The following is a 23,014-nucleotide window of genomic DNA, read 5'->3' as shown; positions in this document are numbered from 1 at the left end:
GTCACGTCGTCGATAAGGGGTCGTCATTCCGGGGCGCGAGCAGCGAAGCTGCGAGCGAACCCGGAATCTTGCGCCGGCGCCAAGCGCAATTTCAATGATCGTACACGCGGCGAGATTCCGGGTTCGCTCGGCCTGCGGCCTCGCGCCCCGGAATGACCGGTTCAAATGGTCGACGTGCGCGAACGGCGCGCTGCGCTCAATTGTTGCGCCGGTTGGCGCTGGTGGCGATCGCGGCGGCGGCGGTGCGGTTCTCGACGCCGAGCTTGGCGTAGACCTGCTCCAGATGCTTGTCGACGGTGCGCGGGCTGAGGCCGAGAATCTGCGCGATGTCACGGTTGGTCTTGCCCTTGCTCAGCCAGGCCAGCACCTCGCCCTCGCGGCTGGTGAGACCGAGTTCCTTGCTGAATTCGGTCGGCGAATCCGAGCTGGTGTCGCGCGCCAACCGTAACAGGAATTCGTCGGGGCCGAGCTTGCCCATATATTGCAGCCGCAGGTCTTCGTTGCGCAGCAGCGAAGATTTCAGCGGCGTCTTCGGCTGCGTCAGGCCGTGATGAACCTGTTCCAGCCAATCCAGCCACGGCTTCGGCAGATCGAGCCGGACGCCCTCGTCGGAGCTGTCGTCGCTGGCCAATAATTTCTGCGCCTGCGGCGTCGCCCAGATCACCTTGCCGACGCGATCGACCGCGAGCAGGAAGCGGCCCGAGACGTCGAGCGCGGCGCGCGCGCTCTGGCTCAGCCGTGCGTTGCCGAGGTGAACCCTGATCCGCGCCAGCATCTCGACGATTACGATCGGCTTGGTGACGTAGTCGACGCCGCCGGCCTCGAGGCCGCGCACGATGTGTTCGGATTCGGCGAGGCCGGTCATGAAGATCACCGGCACGCCGCTCAGCCCGGGAGTGCGCTTCAGCCGCCGGCAGGTCTCGAAGCCGTCCATCCCCGGCATCATCGCGTCGAGCAGGATGATGTCGGGCGTGATCTGCTCGACGATCCGCATCGCGGCGGCGCCGTCCATCGCCACCATCACGGTCATGCCGGCGCCGTCCAGCGCATCGGTCAGCATCCGCAGGGTTTCCGGCGAATCGTCGATCACCAGCGCGATGTCGCGTTTCTTGGAATCAGGGCTCATGGCGATACAGGGTGTTCAGGGTTTTCATGTACTGATCAAGGTCGAATCGGTCGATTAGCCCGCGCATCTTTGTCACGAACGCCTCGGACTCCGGATAATCGCTGTGGATCTGGTCGAGCTTGGACTCGATGCCGCGGATGAAGCCGAGCTGGCCGAGCTGGATCAGCTCCTCGACATGCTGCATCGGCGGGCTGTTGAGGTCCGCCCTCGGCCCGAGCTCGCCGATCGGCTCGCCGACATATTTCCACCGCAGCTTGAGCAATTGCCCGATCAATTCCAGCAGCCGCGGAATGTCGATCGGCTTCATCAGATAGCCGTCGTGGAAGGTTCGCGCCAGCGGCGCGCCGTGGGCCTCCAGCGCGCTGGCGGAAACCATCAGGATGCGGGCATGATAGTGGCCCTTCTCGCGCAGCGTTTCGGCCACGGTCCAGCCGTCGATGCCGGCCATCGAGATGTCGAGCAGGAACAGATCCGGCTGGCAGTGCTCGGCGAGGCTGACGCAAGCATAGCCGTCCGGCGCGCTGAGCACGATGAAGCCGAGCGGTGCCAGCACCTCCTGCAACAATTCGCGCTGGGTCGGATCGTCGTCGGTGATCAGGATGGTCTTGCGCGGACCGTAATAGCCGAGGATCGGCGCACGGATCGCCCTTGTGCGGGTCGGGTTGGTGACCTCGGACAGCAGCATCTTGACGCTGAAGGTGCTGCCCTTGCCGAGCGTGCTGGTGACCCGGAGATCGCCACCCATCACGCCCGCCAGCAGCTTGCTGATGGTGAGCCCGAGGCCGGTGCCGGTGTGCGGCTGCGAGATCCCGAGCGCGCCGCGCTCGAACGGCGCGAAGATCCGCTCCAGATCGTTGGCATGGATGCCGGGGCCGGTGTCGCGGACCTCGAGTTCAGCGACCGGATTGCGATAGTGAACGATGAAATGCACGCTGCCGGACTGGGTGAACTTGATCGCGTTGGAGAGCAGGTTGATCAGCACCTGGCGCAGCCGCTTCTCGTCGGCATAGACCACCGGGGGGAGATAGGTCGGCCGCTTGAACACGAATTCGATGTCCTTGGCGGCAGCCTGCAGGCGGAACATCCCGACCAGTTGATCGAGGAATTCGCCGAGCCGGACCTCGTCGCGCGACAGATACAGCCGCCCGGCCTCGATCTTGGAGATGTCGAGCAGGCCGTCGATCAACCCGGACAGATGATCGGCGCTGCGGCGCACCAGCCGGATCTGGTCGCGCGGTCGCGGTGGCAGGCTGGTGTCCTGCTCCAGTAATTGCGCATAGCCGCTGATCGCGTTGAGCGGCGAGCGCAACTCATGGCTGAGGCCGACCACGTAGCGGCTCTTGGCGAGGTTGGCGGATTCGGCGACTTCCTTGGCGCGCTGCAGTTCGATGTCGGTCTGCCGGTGGGCGGCGATTTCCTGCATCAGCAGCGTGGTCTGCCGCCTGGTTTCGGCCTCGGCCGCCTGCCGGCTCTGCCGCGCCAGCACGAACAGCCAGGCCACCACGCCGATGATGATGGTGAGCGCGAAGAACAGTTTCCACAGCACTTCCGAAAGCTGGACCTGATCGACCGTGATCGCGGCCGATGCCTGCAGATAGATCAGGCTGAGCGTCAACCCGACCAGGCCGACCGAGATCAGGAACACGCCGAGATAGTGGCCGAGCTGCGAGTTGATCCGGGCGTAGATTGGCCGCGGCAGCAGCTTGCCGAGCGTGCCGGAAATCTGAGCGTTGATCCGCGCGTGCGGCTTGCACAGATCATGGCAGCGGGCGTCGAGCGAGCAGCACAGCGAACAGATCGGCCCCGCATAGGCCGGGCACGACGCCATGTCCTCCGGCTCGAACGAGTGCTCGCAGATGCAGCACTTGATCGCTTCGAGGTTCTGCCAGCTGCGCTTCGGCTTGCGCGCGATGTAATAGCGGCCGTCGGTGGCGTAGGCGATCAGCGGCGCGGTAACGAACGCGACCAGCAGCGCCACGAACGGCGCCAGCGCCTTCGCGGTTGGCCCGAACACGCCGTAGAATGCGCTGATCGACACCACCGTGGCGATCAGCATCGAGCCGACGCCGACCGGGTTGATGTCGTAAAGATGCGCGCGCTTGAATTCCATGTGCTGCGGCCGCAGCCCGAGCGGCTTGTTGATGACCAGATCGGACACCAGCGCGCCGACCCAGGCGATCGCCACGTTGGAATACAGCGCCAGGGTCTGCTCCAGCGCCTTGTAGACGCCGATCTCCATCAGCAGCAGCGCCACCAGCACGTTGAACACCAGCCAAACCACGCGGCCGGGGTGGCTGTGGGTGAGGCGGGAGAAGAAGTTCGACCACGCGATCGAGCCCGCATAGGCGTTGGTGACGTTGATCTTCAGTTGCGACAGGATCACGAAGGCGCCAGTCAGCGCCAGCGCCAGCCCCGGCTGCGCCAGCACGTAGCGAAACGCCTCGAGATACATGTGCGCGGGCTCGGCGGCGTCCTGCGCCGGCAGGCCGTGCATCAGCGCGAAATACGCCAGGAACGATCCCGCCAGCAGCTTGATCGCGCCCGGCACGATCCAGCCCGGCCCGGCACACACCATGGCGATCCACCACGACCGCTTCGAGGTGCGGCGGTCGCGCGGCAGAAAGCGCAGGAAGTCGACCTGTTCGCCGATCTGCGCCACCAGCGAGAACACCACCGAGGCCGCGGTCCCGAACAGCAACAGGTCGAGATGGCCCGACGGGTCGCCATGCGCGCCCGCGAACGAGGTCCATTGCCGAAATGATTCCGGGCTTTTCACCGCGATCGCCGCGAACGGCAGGATGTGCAGCATGATCCAGAACGGCTGGGTCCAGAGCTGGAACCGGCTGATCAGGGTGATGCCGTGGGTCACCAGCGGGATGATCGCCACTGCGCTGAACAGATAGCCCAGCGGTAGCGGCAATCCGAAGCACAGCTGCAGCGCGGTGGCGAGGATAACAGCTTCGATGGCGAAAAAGATGAACGTGAATGAGGCATAGATCAGCGAGGTGATGGTCGATCCGATGTAGCCAAATCCGGCGCCGCGCGTAAGCAAGTCGATATCGACGCCACACCTGGCTGCATAATAGGCAATCGGCAGGCCGCAGCAGAAGATGATCACGCTGACGACGAGGATCGCCGCGGTGGCGTTGGTGACTCCGTAGTTCAGCGTGATGGTGCCGCCGATCGCTTCCAGCGCGAGGAACGAGATCGCGCCCAGCGCGGTGTTGGCGACGCGGGCGGCGGACCAGCGTCGTGCGCTCTTGGCGGTGAAGCGGAGCGCGTAGTCTTCCAGGGTTTGGTTGGCAACCCACTGATTATACTGGCGTCTCACGCGGTCTATGCGCTGCCGCCCTGCCACCTGCGTCTCCCTGGCTGTCGATCCATCACCCCGCTGAAAAATCTACGTCGCGGTCTTGCGGTGCAACATACGTGATCTTGCGTATCGGTGCACCGCAATAATTCGGCAATCGTGGCCTGACTGAAATTCGGTCCTCGAAAGCATGAAGGGGTAGTTATGTCAGACGATAAAAAGCGGGGTCTCGATTCACCGCTGCGGCGCAAGCTGTTGATGGGAATCGCGGCCATTCCGGCCATCTCGATGTTCGGCGGGCCGTCCTTTGCCGCCGGACCTGCAACCTCCGCGGTCAACACCACCGGCCTCGCGGTTACCGATACTGAAGTGACCGTCGGAATTCTGCATTCGGCCACCGGCACGATGGCGATTTCCGAAACCGGCTCGATCGAAGCCGAAAAGCTGGCGATCGCGCAGATCAACGAAGCCGGCGGCGTGCTCGGGCGCAAGATCAAGATCATCCAAGAAGACGGCGCTTCGGATTGGCCGACTTTCGCGGAAAAGGCCAAGAAGCTGTTGGTCAACGACAAGGTCGCGGCGATCATGGGTTGCTGGACCTCGGCGTCGCGCAAGGCGGTGCTGCCGGTGATGGAGCAGTACAACGGCATGTTGTACTACCCGACCTTCTATGAAGGACTCGAGCAGTCCAAGAACGTGATCTACACCGGCCAGGAAGCCACCCAGCAGATTCTGGCCGGCCTCAACTGGATCGCCAAGGAGAAGGGCGCCAAGAGCTTCTTCTTCGTCGGTTCCGACTACATCTGGCCGCGCACCTCGAACAAGATCGCGCGCAAGCACGTCGAGAACGTGCTCAAGGGCAAGGTTGTCGGCGAAGAATATTACCCGCTCGGCAACACCCAGTTCAACTCGGTCATCAACAAGATCAAGCTGACCAAGCCGGACGTGATCTTCACCGACGTCGTCGGCGGATCGAACGTGGCGTTCTACAAGCAGCTGAAGGCGGCCGGCATCGACCTGTCGAAGCAGGCGCTGCTGACGATCTCGGTCACCGAAGACGAAATCGACGGCATCGGCGGCGAGAACATCGCGGGCGCCTACGCCTGCATGAAGTACTTCCAGTCGCTGAAGAACGAGAACAATGAGAAGTTCGTCGCCGCGTTCCACAAGATGTGGGGCGAGAAGACGGTGATCGGCGACGTTACCCAGGCCGCCTATCTGGGCCCGTGGCTGTGGAAGCTGACGGTCGAGAAGGCCGGTTCGTTCGATGTCGACAAGATCGCGGCGGCTTCGCCCGGGATCGAGTTCAAGGGCGCGCCGGAAGGCTACGTCCGGATCCACGAAAATCACCATCTGTGGTCCAAGACCCGCGTCGGCAAGGCCAAGCTCGATGGCCAGTTCGAACTGATCTACGAGACCGCCGATCTGGTCGAGCCGGATCCGTTCCCGAAGGGCTACCAGTGAGCCCGCGCGCGTCCTAGCGCGGCTCGTTCGGACACCTCTCCCTGGCGCGGACGACCTATCCCCGCCTGACGGCCCTGCGTCGCGAGCTTGCTTGCGAGCGACGCAGGGACTTCTCCCGCGATTTCACAACGACAGAGGACAGATCGATGTTCGGCGACTATTCGATTGGTGATCTCGGCTCAATTTTCGTCATGCAGGGCTTCGCGGGCCTGATCCTGTTCTCCGTGTACGTCCTGATGGCGCTCGGTCTGGCGATCATCTTCGGCCAGATGGGGGTCATCAACATGGCCCATGGCGAGTTCATGATCCTCGGCGCCTACGTCACCTGGATGACGTCGAATTTCTTCCAGGCGTTTCTGCCGTCGCTGTTCAGCGGTTACTTCTTCGTCGCCATGATATTGGCGTTCTTCGCATCCGGTGCGTTAGGCATGCTGGTCGAATGGGCGCTGATACGCCATCTCTACAAGCGCCCGCTCGATACGCTGCTCGCGACCTGGGGCCTCAGCCTGATCCTGCAGCAGGCCTATCGCTCGATCTTCGGCGCCCGCGAAGTCGGCGTCGAACTGCCGCAGTGGATGCTGGGCTCGCAGAAGGTCACCGACAGCATCGAGGTGCCGATCAACGGCATCTTCGTGATGTGCCTGACGCTGCTGATCACGATCGCGGTGGCCTACGTCATGTACAAATCGCGCTGGGGCCGCCAGGTCCGCGCCGTGGTGCAGAACCGCATCATGGCTGGCGCGGTGGGCATCAACACCGAGCGGGTCGACTGCTACACCTTCGGGCTCGGCTGCGGCATCGCCGGGATCGCGGGCTCAGCCTTCACCATGATCGGGTCGACCGGACCGACCTCGGGCCAGCTCTACATCGTCGACACCTTCCTGGTGGTGGTGTTCGGCGGCGCCGCCAGCCTGGTCGGCACCATCGCCTCGGCCTTCAGCATCTCGCAGACGCAATCGACGCTCGAATTCTTCATGTCGGGGTCGATGGCGAAGGTTCTGACGCTGCTCGCGGTCGTCGGAATCCTGATGCTGCGCCCGCAGGGTCTGTTTGCCCTCAAAGTCCGTAAATAAGAGGCTCAAGCTCATGAACGACAACGCGCGCTTCGTTAATCGCAAAGAGCTGATGGGCATTCTGGTTCTGGCCGTCCTGCTGGTGGTGATCCTGCCGCTCAGCCTCGATGTGTTCAGGCTCAATTTGGTCGCCAAATATCTGACCTACGCCTTCGTCGCGCTGGGACTGGTGATCTGCTGGGGATTTGGCGGCATTCTCAGCCTCGGCCAGGGTGTGTTTTTCGGCCTCGGCGGCTACTGCATGGCGATGTTTCTCAAGCTCGAAGCCTCGAGCCCCGAGAACACCAAGATCCAGTCGACGCCCGGCATTCCTGATTTCATGGACTGGAATCAGATCACCTCGCTGCCGTTGTTCTGGAAACCGTTCCACAGCCTGACCTTCACGGTGATCGCCATCATCGTGGTGCCGGCGTTCTTCGCCTTCATCATTGGTGCTGCGATGTTCAAGCGCCGGGTCGGCGGCACCTATTTCGCGATCATCACCCAGGCGGTCGCCGCCATTCTGACCATCCTGATCGTCGGCCAGCAGGGCTACACCGGCGGCATCAACGGCATGACCGACCTGCGCACCCTGAAGGGCTGGGATATCCGGCCCGATCACGCCAAGATCGTGCTGTACTTCTTCGAAGTGGCGCTGCTGTTCGGCTGCATCTTCATCGCCCAGTTCATCCGCCGCTCCAAGCTCGGCCGCATCCTGGTGGCGATGCGCGAGAAGGAGGACCGGGTGCGGTTCTCCGGCTACAGCGTCGCCAACTTCAAGATCTTCGCCTTCTGCGTCGCCGCGATGTTCGCCGCGATCGGCGGAGCGATGTTCGCGCTCAACGTCGGCTTCATGTCGCCGTCCTTCGTCGGCATCGTGCCGTCGATCGAGATGGTGATCTACACCGCGGTCGGCGGCCGGCTGTCGATCCTGGGCGCCGTGTACGGCACATTGCTGGTGAATTTCGCCAAGACCAGCCTGTCGGAATCTTTCCCCGAATTGTGGCTGTTCGGCCTCGGCGGCCTGTTCATCGCGGTAGTGCTGGCTTTCCCCAATGGGCTCGCGGGCATCTGGGGCGATTACATCCAGCCGCGGATCGACCGGCTGTTCGCCTCACGCAAATCCGGCTCCGACCCTAAGGCCGATTCCAAGAACGGCAAGTCCTTCGGGCCTGTCGCCGACGGCGCCCCGGCCGAATAGGAGAGAACCATGCTGATCGGTCATCAACCCAAGGATTTCCTGCTCTCGGTCGAGGGGCTGACGGTCTCGTTCGACGGCTTCAAGGCGGTCAACGACCTGTCGTTCTACGTCGAGGAAAACGAGATCCGCGTCATCATCGGCCCCAACGGCGCCGGCAAGACCACGGTGCTCGACCTGATCTGCGGCAAGACCAAGGCGACCGCCGGTGCGATCCATTTCCGCGACAAGGATCTCACCAAGATGAAGGAGAACCAGATCGTGCAGGCCGGGGTCGGCCGCAAGTTCCAGAACCCGTCGATCTACGACGACCTCACGGTGTTCGAGAATCTGGAAATCTCCTATCCGCGCGGCCGCACCGTGTTCGGCGCGCTGACCTTCACCCGCGACGCCGTGGTCCGCGACCGCGTCCACGAGGTCGCCGAGATGATCTTCCTCAAGGACCGGCTCAACATGAGCGCCGAACTGCTCAGCCACGGCCAGAAGCAGTGGCTGGAGATCGGCATGCTGCTGATCCAGGACCCGGAGCTGTTGATGCTGGACGAGCCGGTCGCCGGCATGAGCGTCAGCGAGCGGGTCAAGACCGCGGAATTGCTCAACACCATCATCAAGAATCGTTCGGTGCTGGTGATCGAGCACGACATGAAATTCGTCGAGGACATCGCCCACAAGGTCACGGTGCTGCATCAGGGCCAGATCCTGTCGGAAGGCACCATGGAAAAGGTCAAGAACGACCCCAAGGTGATCGAAGTCTATCTCGGCCATTGAGCCCGGTACTGAAGGAGCGCTGCGATGCTGGCAATCTCTGATCTTCACGTCGCCTACGGCCAGAGCGAGGTGCTGCATGGGCTCAATGTCGCGGTCGCGCCCAACGAGATCGTGGCGATCATGGGCCGCAACGGCATGGGCAAGACCACGCTGATGAAGTCGCTGATGGGGATCATCCCGACCAAGAGCGGTTCGGTGTCGATGGAAGGCGCCGAACTGTCGACGCTGAAGAGCTACGAGCGGGTCGCCAAGGGCCTCGCTTACGTGCCGCAGGGCCGAATGATCTTCTCCAGCATGACAGTGAAGGAGAACATCGAGACCGGCCTGGTCGCCTCCGGCGAACGCGATGTGCCGGGCGACATCTACGAGCTGTTTCCGGTGCTGCTGGAGATGAAGGGCCGCCGCGGCGGCAACCTTTCCGGCGGTCAGCAGCAGCAGCTGGCGATCGCGCGCGCGCTCGCCACCAAGCCGAAGGTATTGCTGCTCGACGAGCCGACCGAAGGCATCCAGCCCTCCATCATCAAGGAGATGGCCCGCACCCTGAAGCAGATCCGCGACACCCGCGGATTGTCGATCATCGTCTCCGAACAGGTACTGAGCTTCGCGCTCGACGTCGCCGACCGGGTGCTGGTGATCGAGAACGGCGAGATCGTCCGCGACGACCCGCGCGACGTCGTCGATGCCGAACAGATCTCGAAATATTTGTCCGTCTAACCGCACGACCACTGGTAACGAAGGGGAGTCTTCAAAATGGTAGATACACTCATCAAGGTCGATCTGACGCAGTCGGCCTACGACAACGAGAACATCCACAATCGCTGGCATCCCGACGTGCCGATGGTGGCCTGGGTCAATCCCGGCGACGACTTCATCGTCGAGACCTATGACTGGACCGGCGGCTTCATCAAGAACAACGATTCCGCCGACGACGTCCGCGACATCGACCTGTCGATTGTGCATTTTCTGTCCGGCCCGATCGGCGTCAAGGGCGCCGAGCCCGGCGACCTGCTGGTCGTCGACCTGCTCGATGTCGGCCCGATGAAGGATTCGCAGTGGGGCTTCAACGGCTTCTTCTCCAAGCAGAACGGCGGCGGCTTTCTGACCGACCACTTCCCGCTGGCGCAGAAGTCGATCTGGGACTTCAAGGGCATGTACACCTCGTCGCGCCATATCCCGGGCGTGAACTTCGCCGGCCTGATCCATCCCGGCCTGATCGGCTGTCTGCCCGATCCGAAACTGCTGGCGACCTGGAACGAGCGCGAGACCGCGCTGATCGCCACCAACCCGACCCGCGTCCCCGGCCTCGCCAATCCGCCGTTCGGACCGACCGCGCATATGGGCCGGCTCAAGGGCGACGCCAAGGCCAAGGCCGCGGCCGAAGGCGCCCGCACCGTGCCGCCGCGCGAACATGGCGGCAACTGCGACATCAAGGATCTGTCGCGCGGCTCGAAGGTGTTCTTCCCGGTCTATGTGCCGGGCGGCGGGCTCTCGATGGGCGACCTGCATTTCAGCCAGGGCGACGGCGAGATCACCTTCTGCGGCGCGATCGAGATGGCCGGCTGGCTGCACATCAAGGTCGACGTCATCAAGGACGGCGTCAATAAATACGGCATCAAGAATCCGGTGTTCAAGCCGTCGCCGATGACGCCGAACTACAAGGACTATCTGATCTTCGAGGGCATCTCGGTCGACGAGGCCGGCAAGCAGCATTACCTCGACGTCCACATCGCCTATCGCCAGGCCTGTCTGAACGCCATCGAGTACCTGAAGAAGTTCGGCTACTCCGGCGCCCAGGCCTATTCGATCCTCGGCACCGCACCGTGCCAGGGCCACATCTCCGGCGTTGTCGACGTGCCGAACGCCTGCGCCACGTTGTGGCTGCCGACGGAAATCTTCGACTTCGACATCAATCCGTCGTCCGTCGGCCCGATCAAACACATCAAGGGCGACATCCAGATGCCGCTGTCTCAGGACAAGTAACCGACGGACTCCGCCCGGGATGACTCCTCATCCTGAGGAGCGGCCACTTGGCCGCGTCTCGAAGGATGAGGAGACGTCCCGCCCCATGGTTCGAGACGCGCGCCGAGAGGCGCGCTCCTCACCATGAGGCTGCGCGGTGCCCGCCCGCACTCGCACCAACGGCAGGTCTCGCGACCATCGCCCGAAATGGAAAATCAACATGCCGGTCTATGAATATCTCTGCGACGCCTGCGGCCCGTTCACCGAGATGCGCCCGATGGCGGAATGCGACGAGCCGAACGACTGCCCGCAATGCGAGGTGTCGTCGCCGCGCGTGATCCTCACCGCGCCGAATTACTTCTGCATGGCGACCGACAAGCGCCTCGCCCACGCCACCAACGAGCGCAGCTCGAACGCGCCAAAGACGGTCGGCGAATACAAGGCCTCGCACGGCCCCGGCTGCGGCTGCTGCTCCACCGGCAAGCCGTCGCGGCTGCAGACCCGCAGCAAGAGCGGCGCCAAGGGCTTCCCGACCGCGCGGCCGTGGATGATCAGCCACTAATCTTCAATTTTTCCAACAGGCGCGCTCAGATCCGAGGGAGACCATCATGCACCACGGCGATATCTCATCCAGCAACGATACAGTCGGCGTCGCCGTAGTGAACTACAAGATGCCGCGACTCCACACCAAGGCCGAGGTCCTCGCCAACTGCCGCAAGATCGCCGACATGCTGGTCGGCATGAAGAGCGGGCTGCCCGGCATGGATCTGGTGATCTTCCCGGAATATTCCACGCATGGCATCATGTACGACTCCAAGGAAATGTATGAGACCGCTTCCTCGGTGCCCGGCGAGGAGACCGAGATCTTCGCCGAGGCCTGCCGCAAGGCCAAGGTCTGGGGCGTGTTCTCGCTGACCGGCGAACGCCATGAGGAGCATCCCAACAAGGCGCCCTACAACACGCTGATCCTGATGAACGACAAGGGCGAGATCGTGCAGAAATATCGCAAGATCATGCCGTGGGTTCCGATCGAGGGCTGGTATCCCGGCAACTGCACCTATGTCTCCGAGGGTCCCAAGGGCCTCAAGGTGTCGCTGATCATCTGCGACGACGGCAATTATCCCGAGATCTGGCGCGACTGCGCCATGAAGGGCGCCGAACTGATCGTGCGCTGCCAGGGCTACATGTATCCGGCCAAGGACCAGCAGGTGCTGATGGCCAAGGCGATGGCCTGGGCCAACAACACCTATGTCGCCGTCGCCAATGCCTCGGGCTTCGACGGCGTCTATTCGTATTTCGGGCACTCGGCGATCATCGGCTTCGATGGCCGCACGCTCGGCGAATGCGGCGAGGAGGACTACGGCATCCAGTATGCGGCGTTGTCGAAGACGCTGATCCGCGACTTCCGCAGGACCGGTCAATCGGAGAACCATCTGTTCAAGCTGGTGCACCGTGGCTACACCGGAATGATCAATTCCGGCGACGGCGACAAGGGCGTCGCGGTTTGTCCTTACGACTTCTATTCAAAGTGGGTCGCCGATCCCGAAGGCACCCGCGAAATGGTGGAGTCTTTCACCCGCACCACCGTCGGCGTCGATGAATGCCCGATCGAGGGCATTCCGAACCAGAGCACGCAGCATCGATAGCACGGATTTCGTCATTGCGGGCCGAGGGCGGCGCGCAGCGAATTTCGGCATCGGCGACGCCGTAGTGACTCCTCATCCTGAGGAGCCCGGCGCAGCCCGAAGGGCAGCGATGGGCGTCTCGAAGGATGAGGAGACGTGCCGCCTCATGGTTCGAGACGCGCGCAGAAGCGCGCTCCTCACCATGAGGCTGATCATTGCCCCGCTCTATGTATCTCAACGTCGCGCCAGGCGGAAATATAGGCCTGACAGTTGCCCCGGCAGATCCTCGACGCGCGGCACCAGCATGGTGTTGCCGCGGCCGAAGATCCGGGACGCTGCGGTGATGCCGCCGGGATCGAGCACGACGCCGAAGCTGTCGATGCCGCGCCGGCGCAGGCCGGCGGCGGCGCGGCGGGCATCCTCGACGAGATCGGTCTGCGCAGTATCGATATCGGACGGTTCACCGTCGGTCAGCACGATGACGAGTTTGCGCAGGGTGCGTGCCGGTGCGATGCTGGCGCCGGCGTGGCGCAGCGCGGTGCCGAGCCGAGTGGATAGTCCGGAGGACAGTCCGGCCAGCCGCCCGATGCAGTCGGCGCGGTAGGGTTCGGCGAACGACTTCACGGCTGTCACCTGAACGTCGTCGCGGCCGTTGGAGGCGAAGGCGAGCAGGCAGAACGGATCGCCGAGCGCGTCCATCGCTTCGGCCAGCACCGCCACCGCCAGACGCTCGACGTCGAGAATCGACGCGCCCGACGCCAGCCGGTCGCGGGTCGATTGCGAGATGTCAATCAGCAGCAGCACCGACAGGTCGCGATGCTGTGGCGCCGAGGCGCGAAAGATCCGCGGCTCGGCGTCCCGCTTCATGCGCAGCGAAATGCCGGCGTCGATCATGGCGTCGATGTCGAAGTCGTGGCCGTCGAATTGCCGCTTCAGGCGCACCGGCCGTCCGACGCGGACGCCGCGCACCAGCTGCGCGATCCTGTTGCGCAGCATCTGCGCCTGATCGAGCGCGTGTTCGATCGTGCGCGGATCGCCGCGGCGCGCCGCGACCTCGCGCACCGTGGTCCAGTCCGGCCGCTCGATGCCGTAGGCTTGGTCCCATTCCGGGTACCTGGCGACGACGGTGCCGCGCGGATCGGCGGCCACCGGGCGGGCGCGGGCGATTGCGTCGTCCGCCGCGTTGGGGTCCGCCGGCGCGTCGCGGCTGTCAGGCGCTTCGGTTGGTTCGGTGCGCGCCGCGGACACGGTCAGCTCGAGCGTTTCCTTCGACGTTGGTGCGCTGTCGCCGAAATCCCACAGCCCGAGGCCATCGTCGCGATACAGCGGCTCGACCACATAGGTTCTGGCGTTGAATTGCACCCGCATCTGGCCGAGGTCATTGCCGAGCAGCATGCCGATCTCGCGGCTGAGCGTGGGATCGGCGATCCGCGATTGCGCCGCCTGAAACATCGCGCGGCCCTTGCCGACGAAGCCGTCGTCGTCCGGATGCGCCGGATCGAACAGCGCGCGCGCCAGCCGCGCCAGCAGCATCGGCGCGGTGGCGGCGCCATTGGGCTGGGCGACATGATAGGGCGCCCATAGTCGGCGCAGGCCGGGGAGTTGCCGCATCGCCAGCGTCTCGACGCGGGCGTCCTCGATCAGCGTCACCAGTGCCAACTGTAGCGGCTTCAGCGTGCCGACCGGAAACCGGGGCCCGCCGAACAGCAGATGCGCCTGCGCGTGCGCGGCGGCGGCCTTGTACAATGCTCGCGCGGCATCACCCTCGACGCCGCGATAGAAGGCCGGCATCCGGATCAGCGGAGCGGCCAGGCTCACGCGTCGTTGTTGCGTCTGCCCGAGGTCGGTCGGGAGGTTACGCAGCAGCGGCGGCACGCCCCACAGCGAGGTGACGAACGCCTTGGTGGCGGCCTCAGTCTCGGCGAAGCCGACGCCGGCCGCCGGTCGTTCGATCAGCCGTCGCGCCAACTCGTCCTGCAGTGCGAAGAAATTCAGCCGGCGTTGTTTGCTGCCGGCCGCGGCCTTCAGTCCGGCCGCGACGAAATGGCCGAAGTCGTCGACATCGTTTGCCGTCAGGATCTCGATCAAGTGCTTCGCCACGGTGCCGACCGATTCCGGCGCCTCTCGCGCGAGATTCTCCATGATCTGCCACCACCGCGGCATCGCCGGAAGTCCGAGCAGGCGGCGCGCGGTCGGCGCCGCTGCGATTGCAGCGGTGGCGGCCGGCGCGCCGGCATGGCGGCAGATCTCGGCGCCGGCATCGGCCGCCGCGATCAAAGGCGCAATCCCGTCGTCGGCCGGGTGCGTCGCGCACAGGCTCCAGAACGCGACGAAGCAGGATGGGCCCGCATTGACATCGACTAATCGCAGCATGCCGGCGACCCAGCACGCTATTTCGTCGTCGCCGAAACGGGCAACCAGACCGTCCCATGTTGCGCGAAACAGCGGCCAGGTGGTCTCGCGCGGCCGCATCAGCGCGTGCAGTCGACGTGTGGGGGCGTCTTGTTGGAGAGTCGGCAAGACAATCGTGGCCGCGTCGGGGCTCACGGCAGACAGGCCTCGATCGCGGCGCTGAGCGCGTCGCGGATGTCGGGGTTGTCCGTGATCGGCAGCACGATGCTCGATCGCACCGCGAGCTGCAGCGGCAGCCCTGCGCGCACCAGGCGGCCGGCATGGATCAACATCCGGGTCGAAGCGCCCTCGTCGAGCCCGTGACCCTGCAGATTGCGCGAACGCTCGCCTATCGCGACCAGAAGTCCGGCGAGCGCATTGTCCGTGCCGGCTTCGCGCGAAATGATGGCGGCTTCGACGGCGGGAGCCGGATAGCCGAAGTCGATCGCCAGGAACCGCTGCTTGGTGGATTCCTTGAGATCCTTGATCGCGCTCTGGTAGCCGGGATTGTACGAGATCGTGAGCTGGAAGTCGGGATGCGCCGCGACGATCTCGTTGCGTTTTTCCAGTGGCAGAATCCGACGGGCATCGGTGAGCGGATGGATCACCACGGTGGTGTCTTGACGCGCTTCGACGATTTCGTCGAGGTAACAGATCGCACCAAAACGAACCGCCTGGGTCAGCGGGCCGTCGTGCCAAGCGGTTCCGCCGGGATCCAGCAAAAAGCGGCCGGCGAGGTCGGACGCGGTCATGTCCTCATGCGCCGCCACGGTGATCAGCGGCTTGCCGAGCCGCCAGGCCATATGTTCGACAAATCGGGTTTTGCCGCAGCCGGTCGGTCCTTTCAGCATCACAGGCAATCGCTCGGAAAACGCTGCGGTGAAGATGGCGATCTCGTCGCCGGTCGGCTGATAGAATGGCTCGTCGGCGATACGATAGGCGTCGAGGTTCACGTGCGTCTCCGTAAGAGATGCTTGGACGAGCTCATCCTCCCTTTCGCAGACAGCGCGACGGACGCCCCACTGCGGCGGGCGTCCGCGAGTTGTGCACTCGTCAATCGCCTTTGCAAAGATAAGACCGCCATTGCCACCATAACGCAAGAGCCGTCGGCGGACACGGCCGTCAATGCTTCCCTGCGGAACTACGCGCAAGGAAACCAACACGCCGGCCTTCGAATCTCGCTGCGATGAATGCGGCCCGTTCACCGAGCTGCGGCCGATGGCGGTGAGGGAAAACAAGCTCGCCTCGGGGCGATTGAATTTGGTCGGCAAAGCTCATAGTGGATGGCGATGATCTACGTTTCATCGCTGAGCGGGCTTGCCAGCGTCGCCGGCGCGCTTGGTCGGTTCGATCTGCTGACGCTGCTGTCGCCCGGCCATGCCGGCGACGGCCATCGCGGGCTCGGCGCCGGCCGGCATCTGCAGTTGGATTTTCACGACATCAATGAACCGACCCCCGGGCTGCTCGCGCCTGACGCGGGCACCGTGCGGGCGATCCTCGATTTTGGCCGTGCGCCGAAAAACCCGCTGCTGATTCACTGCTGGGCCGGGATCAGCCGCTCCAGCGCTGCCGCCTTCGCGATCGCCTGCGACCGCAATCCCGGCTTCGAGCGCGCCATCGCCATGGAGTTGCGCCGCCGCGCGCCGTCGGCGACACCGAACCGGCTGATGGTGAAGCTTGCCGACGATCTGCTCGGCCGCGATGGCGGGATGGTCGAGGCGATCGCCGCCATCGGCCGCGGCGCCGACGCCTTCGAGGGCGCGCCGTATCAATTGCCGCTGAACTGGCCGATCGGCTGATCGCGCCGCGATCAGCTTCCCAGCACCGCGGCGACGCCAAGCAGAAAGCCGACCTCGAACATCTGCTCGGTGGCGCCGAGCACGTCGCCGGTGTAGCCGCCGATCAGGCGCCGGGCCCAGGCCGCCAGAGCCGCGGCCAGCACCGCGCCGAACGCCAGTCCGACCGCCAGTGCGGCGAACGACACCAGCAGCAGCGGCACCGCCGCAACCGCGACCGCGATCAGAATGAAGCGCAATTCGTCGGCGCGTAGCGGCGCTTCGGCGTAGCTCACCCTCATCGCCGAGGTGTCGCCGGTGTAGGACATTGTCTTCATCACGAAGGCCGGCGCCGCGCGGGCGGCGGCGTGGCCCGCGACCAGCGCGGCGACGCCGGCCCACAGCGGCAATTGCGCAAGTGCTGCGGCGCGTAATGCGACGTCGAGCCCGAGCGCCAGCGCCCCATAGGTGCCGATTCGGCTGTCCTTCATGATCTCCAGCCGCCGCGCGACGGTCCAGCCGCCGCCGAAACTGTCGAAGGTGTCGGCGAGGCCGTCCTCATGCAGCGCGCCGGTGACGACGATGCTGGCCGCGACCGCTAGCAGCGCGGCAAGGCCGGGGCTAAACAGCGCCGAGCCGAGCAGCAGCATGGTCGCCGAGATCGCGCCGATGCCGCCGCCGACCACCGGAAAAAACGCCATCGCGCGGGTCAGCCAGTCCGGTTCGGGGGCCCGGTCGGAATCCGGCACCGGCAGGATCGTAAGAAATCGCAGCGCATTGACCAAGTGCGCGACGGTCGGTGTCTGCCGCAGCGGCTGTGAATCGTCGGGCATGGGGGTCCTCTTGCTGAGGTCTAACTGCGCAACCGCAACGGCGCCGGTCAACCGCGACCTTTGCGCGGCAAGCTTTGCCAATTGCGCTAACGGTGAACGCGCGACGCCCGTATGGTATGGCGATCGGACGAATCTTGGCACATCCGGCCGTGCCGGCCTCCGGGATCGCAGGCAGCCGGCAAATTGACGCTTCTAATATCTATGTAGATGTTTTAAACATCAATAATGGTCTTAGAGCAATGATGATTGATATGCGTCCGGGGTTTCTTGTATCGATGGATCAGGCCACTGGCGCGTCAGGCCGCGCAACATTTGGGACAGACGCGATGCGGTCGGGGCGCGGATGCTGATGAGATTTCCGGCGCGGGTCGATTGTGGACCGTCGACGAGTTGGGCGACGCGTCGCGCAGGGATGCGCGGATAATGGCGGCGGTCGCGGTGCAGCTCTGGTGCGTGGCCGCGCTGCTCGGCACGGCCGTTGTCGCCGTTGCGCTCAGTCGATCGCGCCAACTCGCGACCACTCTCATCTATGGCGCGACGATGCTGGCCTGCGCGGTCGCGATGATCGGCGCCGGCCGCTGGTTGCTCGACCATCCGGGCGGCGCGTCGGAACTGACGCTGCCGATCGGGCTGCCCTGGCTCGGCGCGCATTTTCGACTTGATGCGCTGGCCGCGTTCTTTCTCGTCGTGGTCAATCTCGGCGGCGCGGCGGCGAGCCTATACGGCGTCGGCTATGGTCGTCACGAGCACGCGCCGCACCGGGTGCTGCCGTTCTTCCCGGCGTTTCTCGCCGGGATGAATCTGGTGGTGCTGGCCGACGACGCGTTCTCGTATCTGCTGTGCTGGGAATTCATGTCGCTGGCGTCGTGGGCGCTGGTGATGGCGCATCATCGCGAGTCCGGCAACACCCGGGCCGGCTACGTCTATCTGGTGATGGCGAGCTTCGGCACGCTGGCGCTGCTGCTGGCGTTTGGCTTTCTGGCAGGCCCTGCCGGCGATTACGGCTTCGCCGCGATCCGCGCCGCCGCGCATTCGCCTTCAGCAGCGACGCTGGTGCTGATCCTGATGCTGCTCGGCGCCGGCTCCAAGGCGGGGCTGGTGCCGTTGCATGTCTGGCTGCCGCTGGCGCATCCCGCCGCGCCCAGCCATGTCTCGGCGTTGATGAGCGGGGTGATGACCAAGGTGGCGATCTACGGCTTCATCCGCGTGGTGTTCGATCTGCTCGGGCCGCCGGACTGGAGCAGCAGCGGCATCGTACTGGTGCTCGGCGGCGCCACCGCGGTGATGGGCATTCTCTATGCGCTGATGGAAAAGGACCTGAAGCGGCTGCTGGCCTATTCGACGATCGAGAATGTCGGCATCATCTTCGTCAGCCTTGGTCTCGCGCTGGCGTTTCAGGCCAATGGCCAGGCGCTGCCGGCGTCGCTGGCCTTCACCGCCGCGCTGTTTCACGTGCTCAACCACTCCTTCTTCAAGACCCTGTTGTTCTTCGGCGCCGGCGCGGTGCTGACCGCGACCGGCGAACGCGACATGGACAAGCTCGGCGGCCTGATCCATCGCATGCCGGTGACCAGCGTGGTGTTTCTGGTCGGCTGCGTGGCGATCTCGGCGCTGCCACCGTTCAACGGCTTCGTCTCGGAATGGCTGATCTTCCAGGCCGTGCTGCAATCGCCCAGCCTGCCGCAATGGGGCCTCAAGATCATGGTGCCGGCGATCGGCGCGCTGCTGGCGCTGGCCGCCGCCTTGGCGGCGGCGTGTTTCGTCAAGGCCTATGGCATCAGCTTTCTCAGCCGGCCGCGTAGCGCTGCGGCGGAAACCGCCCATGAAGTCGACGGCTTCTCGCTGGCGGCGATGGCGATCCTCGCCGCTTTGTGCCTGCTCGCTGGCGTGTTGCCCGGTGTAGTGATCGACGCGCTGTCGCCGATCGCGGTGGAGATTCTCGGCCATCGGCTGGCGCCGCAATCCGGCCTCGCCTGGCTGTCGATCGTGCCGATCGCCGAGAGCAAGGGCTCCTATAACGGCCTGCTGGTGCTGGTGTTCATCGCGGTGTCGGCGTCGCTGCTGTTCGGCGCGATCTATGCCTATGCGTCGCACGCGGTGCGCCGGGTGCCGGCCTGGGGCTGCGGCTTCACCGATCCGGCGCCGGCGGCGCAATATTCCGCGGCCGGCTTCGCGCAGCCGATCCGCCGGGTGTTCGGCACGCTGCTGTTTCACGCCTCCGATCACGTCACCATGCCGGCGCCGGGCGACATCGCGCCGGCGCGGTTGCGGATCGAGCTGCACGATCTGGTCTGGGAGCGGGTCTATGCGCCGCTGGTCGGCGCGGTGGGCTATACGGCCAACCGGCTCGATCGCCTGCAATTGCTGACGATCCGCGGCTATCTCAGCCTGGTATTCGCCACTTTGGTCACGCTGCTGCTGGTGCTCGCGATATGGTCGTGATCTCGGACATCCTGGTGCAGGGCATCCAGATGCTGCTGGTGTTCCTGCTGGCGCCGCTGCTCACCGGCTTCGTCCGCAAGGTCAAGGCGCGGCTGCTGCGCCGCCGCGGCCCGTCGGTGCTGCAGCCCTATCGCGACCTGCTGCGGCTGCTGCGCAAGGAAGTGGTGCTGGCCGACAATGCCTCGTGGCTGTTCCGCGCCACGCCCTATGTCACCTTCGCGGCGATCTGGGTCGCCGCCGCACTGGTGCCGACCTTCGCCACCGGCCTGTTGTTCAACTGGACCGCGGACCTGATCGTGATCGTGGCGCTGCTCGGCACCGCGCGGTTCTTTCTCGCTTTGGCCGGGATGGACGTCGGCACCGCGTTCGGCGGCATCGGGTCCAGCCGCGAAGTGATGATCGCAGCATTGGCCGAGCCCGCGATGCTGCTGATCGTGTTCTGCGTCGCCTTGGTCGCGGGTTCGACCCAGCTCTCCACCGTCGCCAATTTCATCGCCTCGTCGCAGACCGGATTGCGGGTTTCGCTCGGCATGGCGATGATCGCGCTGGTGATCGTGGCGCTGGCGGAGAACGCCCGGATCCCGGTGGACAATCCGGCGACCCATCTCGAACTGACCATGGTGCACGAGGCGATGATTCTGGAATATTCCGGCCGCCATCTCGCGATGATCGAGTTCGGCGCCTTTCTCAAACTGCTGCTTTACGTGTCGCTGATTGTCTGCCTGTTCTTTCCCTGGGGCATCGCGATCTTCGGCGCCGGACCGTTGTCCTATGTGGTTGGCGCCGGGGTCTACGTGCTCAAGGTCGGTTTCGCCGGTTTCCTGCTGGCGCTGTTCGAGACCGCCACTGCCAAGATGCGGGTGTTCCGGGTGCCGCAATTCCTCGGCGCAGCGCTGATGCTCGGCCTGCTCGGCACGCTCCTGTTGTTCGTATCGAAGAGCCTGTGATGCACAGCCTGTCCTTCGACATCTCGCATTCACTCGCCGGCGGCCTGGTGCTGATCAGCTTCATGATGCTGTATCAGGACCGGCTGTATTCGCTGCTCAACGTGTTCGCGCTGCACGCGTTGACGCTGGCGCTGTCGGTGGCCTGGCAGGCCTATATCCAGAACGCGCCGCATCTCTATGTCACCGCCGCCATCGCGCTGGTGTTCAAGGCGATCATCATCCCGGTGGCGTTGCACCGCATCATCAAGCAGCTCGGGATTCACCGCGATATCGAAACCGCGGTCGGGATCGGGCCGACCATGCTGGCCGGGATGGGCCTCGTCGCGCTGTCGCTGGCGCTGATGCTGCGGGTCACCGCCGAGGCCGACGCGCTGGCGCGCGAGGATCTGGCCTTCGCGCTGTCGGTGGTGCTGCTCGGCCTGCTGGTGATGGTGACGCGCCGCAACGCGGTCAGCCAGGTGGTCGGCTTCATGGCGCTGGAAAACGGCCTGGTGCTGGCGGCGACCGGCGCCAAGGGCATGCCGTTGGTGGTCGAGATCAGCGTCGCGTTCTCGATCCTGATCGCCTTCATCGTGATCGGCATCTTCCTGTTCCGGATTCGCGAGCGCTTCGACTCGGTCGACGTCGGCGCCCTCGACGACTCGCGAGGGGAGCGGCGATGATGCTTCCCGCGTTCAATCCAGTGGCCGGCGTGCTGCTGATCCCGATCGCCGCGGCGGCGTTGCTGGCGCTGCTGCCCGGCTATCGGCTGACCGCGCGGCTGAACGTGTTCGCGAGCCTGCTGACGTTTCTTTCCGCGGGGGCGTTGCTGCTGCTGCCGCGTCCGGCGCCCGGCGCCTATGTGCTGGTCGACGACCTCAACATCGTCTTCATCGTGCTCAACAGCTTCGTCGGCCTCACCACCAGCATCTTCAGCGCAAGCTACATCGCCCACGAGCTCGACACCGGGCGGCTGACGCCGGCCTATCTGCGGTTTTACCACGCGATGTACCAGATCATGATGTTCGGCATGAATCTGGCGTTCATGTCGAACAATATCGGCCTGATGTGGGTCGCGGTCGAACTGGCGACGCTGACCACGGTGCTGATGGTCGGCATCTACCGCACCGAGGCGGCGCTGGAAGCGGCGTGGAAATATTTCATTCTCGGCAGCGTCGGCATCGCCTTCGCGCTGTTCGGCACCATCCTGGTCTACATGGCGGCGCGGCCGGTGGTGGGCGAGGGTCAGGATGCGATGATCTGGACGCTGCTGATCCAGAAAGCCCAGAACTTCGATCCGGCGCTGCTCAATGTCGCCTTCGTATTCCTGTTTCTCGGTTACGGCACCAAGGTTGGCCTCGCGCCGCTTCACGCCTGGCTGCCGGACGCCCATGCCGAAGGCCCGACGCCGATCTCGGCGGTGCTGTCGGGGTTGTTGTTGAACGTGGCGCTATATGCGCTGCTGCGTTTCAAGATGCTGATGGCGGCCAATCCCGAGGCGATCGCGCCGGGTACGCTGATGGTGATCATGGGGCTGGCGTCGCTGCTGTTCGCGGCGTTCATGCTGTATCGGCGGCGCGACATCAAGCGGCTGTTCGCCTATTCGTCGATCGAGCACATGGGCATCATCGTGTTCGCGTTCGGAATGGGCGGGCCGCTGGCGAATTTCGCCGGCCTGCTGCACATGGTGATGCACAGCCTGACCAAATCGGCGATCTTCTACGCGGTCGGCAACATCTCGCAGATCAAGGGCACGCAATCGATCGCCAAGATTCGCGGCCTCACCGAGACCCACCCGGCGCTGGGTTGGGGTTTGGTGATCGGCGTGGTGGCGATCGCCGGATTGCCGCCGCTCGGCATCTTCATGAGCGAATTCCTGCTGGTCAGTTCCACCTTCGCGCGGCAGCCCTGGTTGGCGCTGATCCTGGTGTTCGGTCTGCTGGTCGCGTTCGGCGCGTTGACGTTGCGGCTCACCGGCGTCGCATTCGGCGAGCCGCGCGGCAGTCGCGCCCCGGCCGAGGCGTCCTATGTGCCGATGTTCGCCCATCTCACGCTGGTGCTGATCGCAGGGGTCTATCTGCCGGCGCCGGTCGTGGTCTGGTTCCAGCATGTCGCCAAACTCCTTGGATAGAGCGAGGACACGCA

18 protein-coding genes are annotated in these 23,014 nt (G+C 64.6%); 13 read left to right on the top strand and 5 right to left on the bottom strand.

Annotated features, from left to right (window positions below):
• Positions 1 to 196: 196 nt before the first annotated feature.
• Both HXX15_RS03040 and HXX15_RS03035 read right to left on the bottom strand, forming a co-directional pair.
• The gene (locus tag HXX15_RS03040) at positions 197 to 1,126 is read right to left on the bottom strand and encodes a response regulator (protein WP_296512508.1); all 930 of its coding nucleotides are present in this window, start codon (positions 1,124 to 1,126) and stop codon (positions 197 to 199) included.
• Positions 1,116 to 4,484: a hybrid sensor histidine kinase/response regulator gene (locus tag HXX15_RS03035; protein ID WP_296512506.1), complete on the bottom strand. Its 3,369-nt coding sequence runs from the start codon at positions 4,482 to 4,484 to the stop codon at positions 1,116 to 1,118. The genes HXX15_RS03040 and HXX15_RS03035 overlap by 11 nt, the downstream gene beginning before the upstream one ends.
• Positions 4,485 to 4,640: 156 nt before the next feature.
• On the opposite strand from HXX15_RS03035, the gene urtA reads away from it, so the two are divergent.
• The 8 genes from urtA to HXX15_RS02995 all read left to right on the top strand — a co-directional run bounded on the left by urtA (position 4,641) and on the right by HXX15_RS02995 (position 12,523).
• Positions 4,641 to 5,900, top strand: coding sequence for an urea ABC transporter substrate-binding protein (gene urtA, locus HXX15_RS03030; RefSeq protein ID WP_296512504.1), 1,260 nt, complete (start codon positions 4,641 to 4,643; stop codon positions 5,898 to 5,900).
• Between the two features lie 146 nt (positions 5,901 to 6,046).
• A complete protein-coding gene (urtB, locus tag HXX15_RS03025; protein WP_296512502.1) occupies positions 6,047 to 6,973 on the top strand; it encodes an urea ABC transporter permease subunit UrtB in 927 nt (308 codons plus the stop codon).
• Between the two features lie 13 nt (positions 6,974 to 6,986).
• On the top strand, positions 6,987 to 8,153 hold the full coding sequence (gene urtC / locus HXX15_RS03020) for an urea ABC transporter permease subunit UrtC (RefSeq protein WP_296512500.1): 1,167 nt from the start codon (positions 6,987 to 6,989) through the stop codon (positions 8,151 to 8,153).
• Positions 8,154 to 8,162: 9 nt separating this feature from the next.
• The gene (gene urtD / locus HXX15_RS03015) at positions 8,163 to 8,918 is read left to right on the top strand and encodes an urea ABC transporter ATP-binding protein UrtD (protein ID WP_296512498.1); all 756 of its coding nucleotides are present in this window, start codon (positions 8,163 to 8,165) and stop codon (positions 8,916 to 8,918) included.
• Positions 8,919 to 8,942: 24 nt separating this feature from the next.
• On the top strand, positions 8,943 to 9,632 hold the full coding sequence (gene urtE / locus HXX15_RS03010; protein ID WP_296512496.1) for an urea ABC transporter ATP-binding subunit UrtE: 690 nt from the start codon (positions 8,943 to 8,945) through the stop codon (positions 9,630 to 9,632).
• Between the two features lie 36 nt (positions 9,633 to 9,668).
• The gene (fmdA, locus tag HXX15_RS03005; protein ID WP_296512493.1) at positions 9,669 to 10,898 is read left to right on the top strand and encodes a formamidase; all 1,230 of its coding nucleotides are present in this window, start codon (positions 9,669 to 9,671) and stop codon (positions 10,896 to 10,898) included.
• A gap of 199 nt (positions 10,899 to 11,097) precedes the next feature.
• On the top strand, positions 11,098 to 11,439 hold the full coding sequence (locus tag HXX15_RS03000; RefSeq protein ID WP_296512491.1) for a zinc ribbon domain-containing protein: 342 nt from the start codon (positions 11,098 to 11,100) through the stop codon (positions 11,437 to 11,439).
• 46 nt (positions 11,440 to 11,485) lie between these two features.
• Complete coding sequence (locus HXX15_RS02995; RefSeq protein WP_296512487.1) at positions 11,486 to 12,523, top strand: aliphatic amidase; 1,038 nt, start codon at positions 11,486 to 11,488, stop codon at positions 12,521 to 12,523.
• A 213-nt stretch (positions 12,524 to 12,736) separates the two neighbouring features.
• Here HXX15_RS02995 and HXX15_RS02990 read toward each other — a convergent pair whose 3' ends face one another.
• Positions 12,737 to 14,974: a VWA domain-containing protein gene (locus HXX15_RS02990; RefSeq protein WP_296512484.1), complete on the bottom strand. Its 2,238-nt coding sequence runs from the start codon at positions 14,972 to 14,974 to the stop codon at positions 12,737 to 12,739.
• A 71-nt stretch (positions 14,975 to 15,045) separates the two neighbouring features.
• Positions 15,046 to 15,846, bottom strand: a complete 801-nt coding sequence (locus HXX15_RS02985) for a CbbQ/NirQ/NorQ/GpvN family protein (RefSeq protein ID WP_296514793.1) — start codon at positions 15,844 to 15,846, stop codon at positions 15,046 to 15,048.
• Between the two features lie 336 nt (positions 15,847 to 16,182).
• On the opposite strand from HXX15_RS02985, the gene HXX15_RS02980 reads away from it, so the two are divergent.
• On the top strand, positions 16,183 to 16,692 hold the full coding sequence (locus tag HXX15_RS02980) for a tyrosine protein phosphatase (protein WP_296512480.1): 510 nt from the start codon (positions 16,183 to 16,185) through the stop codon (positions 16,690 to 16,692).
• Between the two features lie 11 nt (positions 16,693 to 16,703).
• Here the strand turns inward: HXX15_RS02980 and cobS are convergent, their stop codons facing one another.
• On the bottom strand, positions 16,704 to 17,501 hold the full coding sequence (gene cobS / locus HXX15_RS02975; protein ID WP_296512478.1) for an adenosylcobinamide-GDP ribazoletransferase: 798 nt from the start codon (positions 17,499 to 17,501) through the stop codon (positions 16,704 to 16,706).
• 423 nt (positions 17,502 to 17,924) lie between these two features.
• On the opposite strand from cobS, the gene hyfB reads away from it, so the two are divergent.
• Genes hyfB through HXX15_RS02955 form a run of 4 tightly spaced genes read left to right on the top strand, consistent with a single transcriptional unit; the run spans position 17,925 to position 23,000 of the window.
• Entirely contained in the window at positions 17,925 to 19,943 is a 2,019-nt protein-coding gene (hyfB, locus tag HXX15_RS02970) for a hydrogenase 4 subunit B (protein WP_296512476.1), read from the top strand.
• Entirely contained in the window at positions 19,934 to 20,890 is a 957-nt protein-coding gene (locus HXX15_RS02965; protein WP_296512473.1) for an NADH-quinone oxidoreductase subunit H, read from the top strand. Before hyfB ends, HXX15_RS02965 begins: the two co-directional genes overlap by 10 nt.
• Complete coding sequence (locus HXX15_RS02960; protein WP_296512471.1) at positions 20,890 to 21,552, top strand: hydrogenase-4 component E; 663 nt, start codon at positions 20,890 to 20,892, stop codon at positions 21,550 to 21,552. Before HXX15_RS02965 ends, HXX15_RS02960 begins: the two co-directional genes overlap by 1 nt.
• The gene (locus HXX15_RS02955; protein ID WP_296512468.1) at positions 21,549 to 23,000 is read left to right on the top strand and encodes a hydrogenase 4 subunit F; all 1,452 of its coding nucleotides are present in this window, start codon (positions 21,549 to 21,551) and stop codon (positions 22,998 to 23,000) included. Before HXX15_RS02960 ends, HXX15_RS02955 begins: the two co-directional genes overlap by 4 nt.
• Positions 23,001 to 23,014: the final 14 nt, after the last annotated feature.

Origin of the sequence: Rhodopseudomonas sp. (genome assembly GCF_013377015.1) — a bacterium.
Lineage (GTDB): Bacteria > Pseudomonadota > Alphaproteobacteria > Rhizobiales > Xanthobacteraceae > JARJEH01.
This window is presented reverse-complemented; position numbering and strand designations above follow the sequence as displayed.

Bases quoted from the DNA above. Each gene is read 5' to 3' on its own strand.
- HXX15_RS03040 (WP_296512508.1), bottom strand. From the start codon at position 1,126: ATGAGCCCTGATTCCAAGAAACGCGACATCGCGCTGGTGATCGACGAT.
- urtA (WP_296512504.1), top strand. From the start codon at position 4,641: ATGTCAGACGATAAAAAGCGGGGTCTCGATTCACCGCTGCGGCGCAAG.
- urtB (WP_296512502.1), top strand. From the start codon at position 6,047: ATGTTCGGCGACTATTCGATTGGTGATCTCGGCTCAATTTTCGTCATG.
- urtC (WP_296512500.1), top strand. From the start codon at position 6,987: ATGAACGACAACGCGCGCTTCGTTAATCGCAAAGAGCTGATGGGCATT.
- urtD (WP_296512498.1), top strand. From the start codon at position 8,163: ATGCTGATCGGTCATCAACCCAAGGATTTCCTGCTCTCGGTCGAGGGG.
- urtE (WP_296512496.1), top strand. From the start codon at position 8,943: ATGCTGGCAATCTCTGATCTTCACGTCGCCTACGGCCAGAGCGAGGTG.
- fmdA (WP_296512493.1), top strand. From the start codon at position 9,669: ATGGTAGATACACTCATCAAGGTCGATCTGACGCAGTCGGCCTACGAC.
- HXX15_RS03000 (WP_296512491.1), top strand. From the start codon at position 11,098: ATGCCGGTCTATGAATATCTCTGCGACGCCTGCGGCCCGTTCACCGAG.
- HXX15_RS02995 (WP_296512487.1), top strand. From the start codon at position 11,486: ATGCACCACGGCGATATCTCATCCAGCAACGATACAGTCGGCGTCGCC.
- HXX15_RS02990 (WP_296512484.1), bottom strand. From the start codon at position 14,974: ATGCGGCCGCGCGAGACCACCTGGCCGCTGTTTCGCGCAACATGGGAC.
- HXX15_RS02980 (WP_296512480.1), top strand. From the start codon at position 16,183: ATGATCTACGTTTCATCGCTGAGCGGGCTTGCCAGCGTCGCCGGCGCG.
- cobS (WP_296512478.1), bottom strand. From the start codon at position 17,501: ATGCCCGACGATTCACAGCCGCTGCGGCAGACACCGACCGTCGCGCAC.
- hyfB (WP_296512476.1), top strand. From the start codon at position 17,925: ATGGCGGCGGTCGCGGTGCAGCTCTGGTGCGTGGCCGCGCTGCTCGGC.
- HXX15_RS02965 (WP_296512473.1), top strand. From the start codon at position 19,934: ATGGTCGTGATCTCGGACATCCTGGTGCAGGGCATCCAGATGCTGCTG.
- HXX15_RS02960 (WP_296512471.1), top strand. From the start codon at position 20,890: ATGCACAGCCTGTCCTTCGACATCTCGCATTCACTCGCCGGCGGCCTG.
- HXX15_RS02955 (WP_296512468.1), top strand. From the start codon at position 21,549: ATGATGCTTCCCGCGTTCAATCCAGTGGCCGGCGTGCTGCTGATCCCG.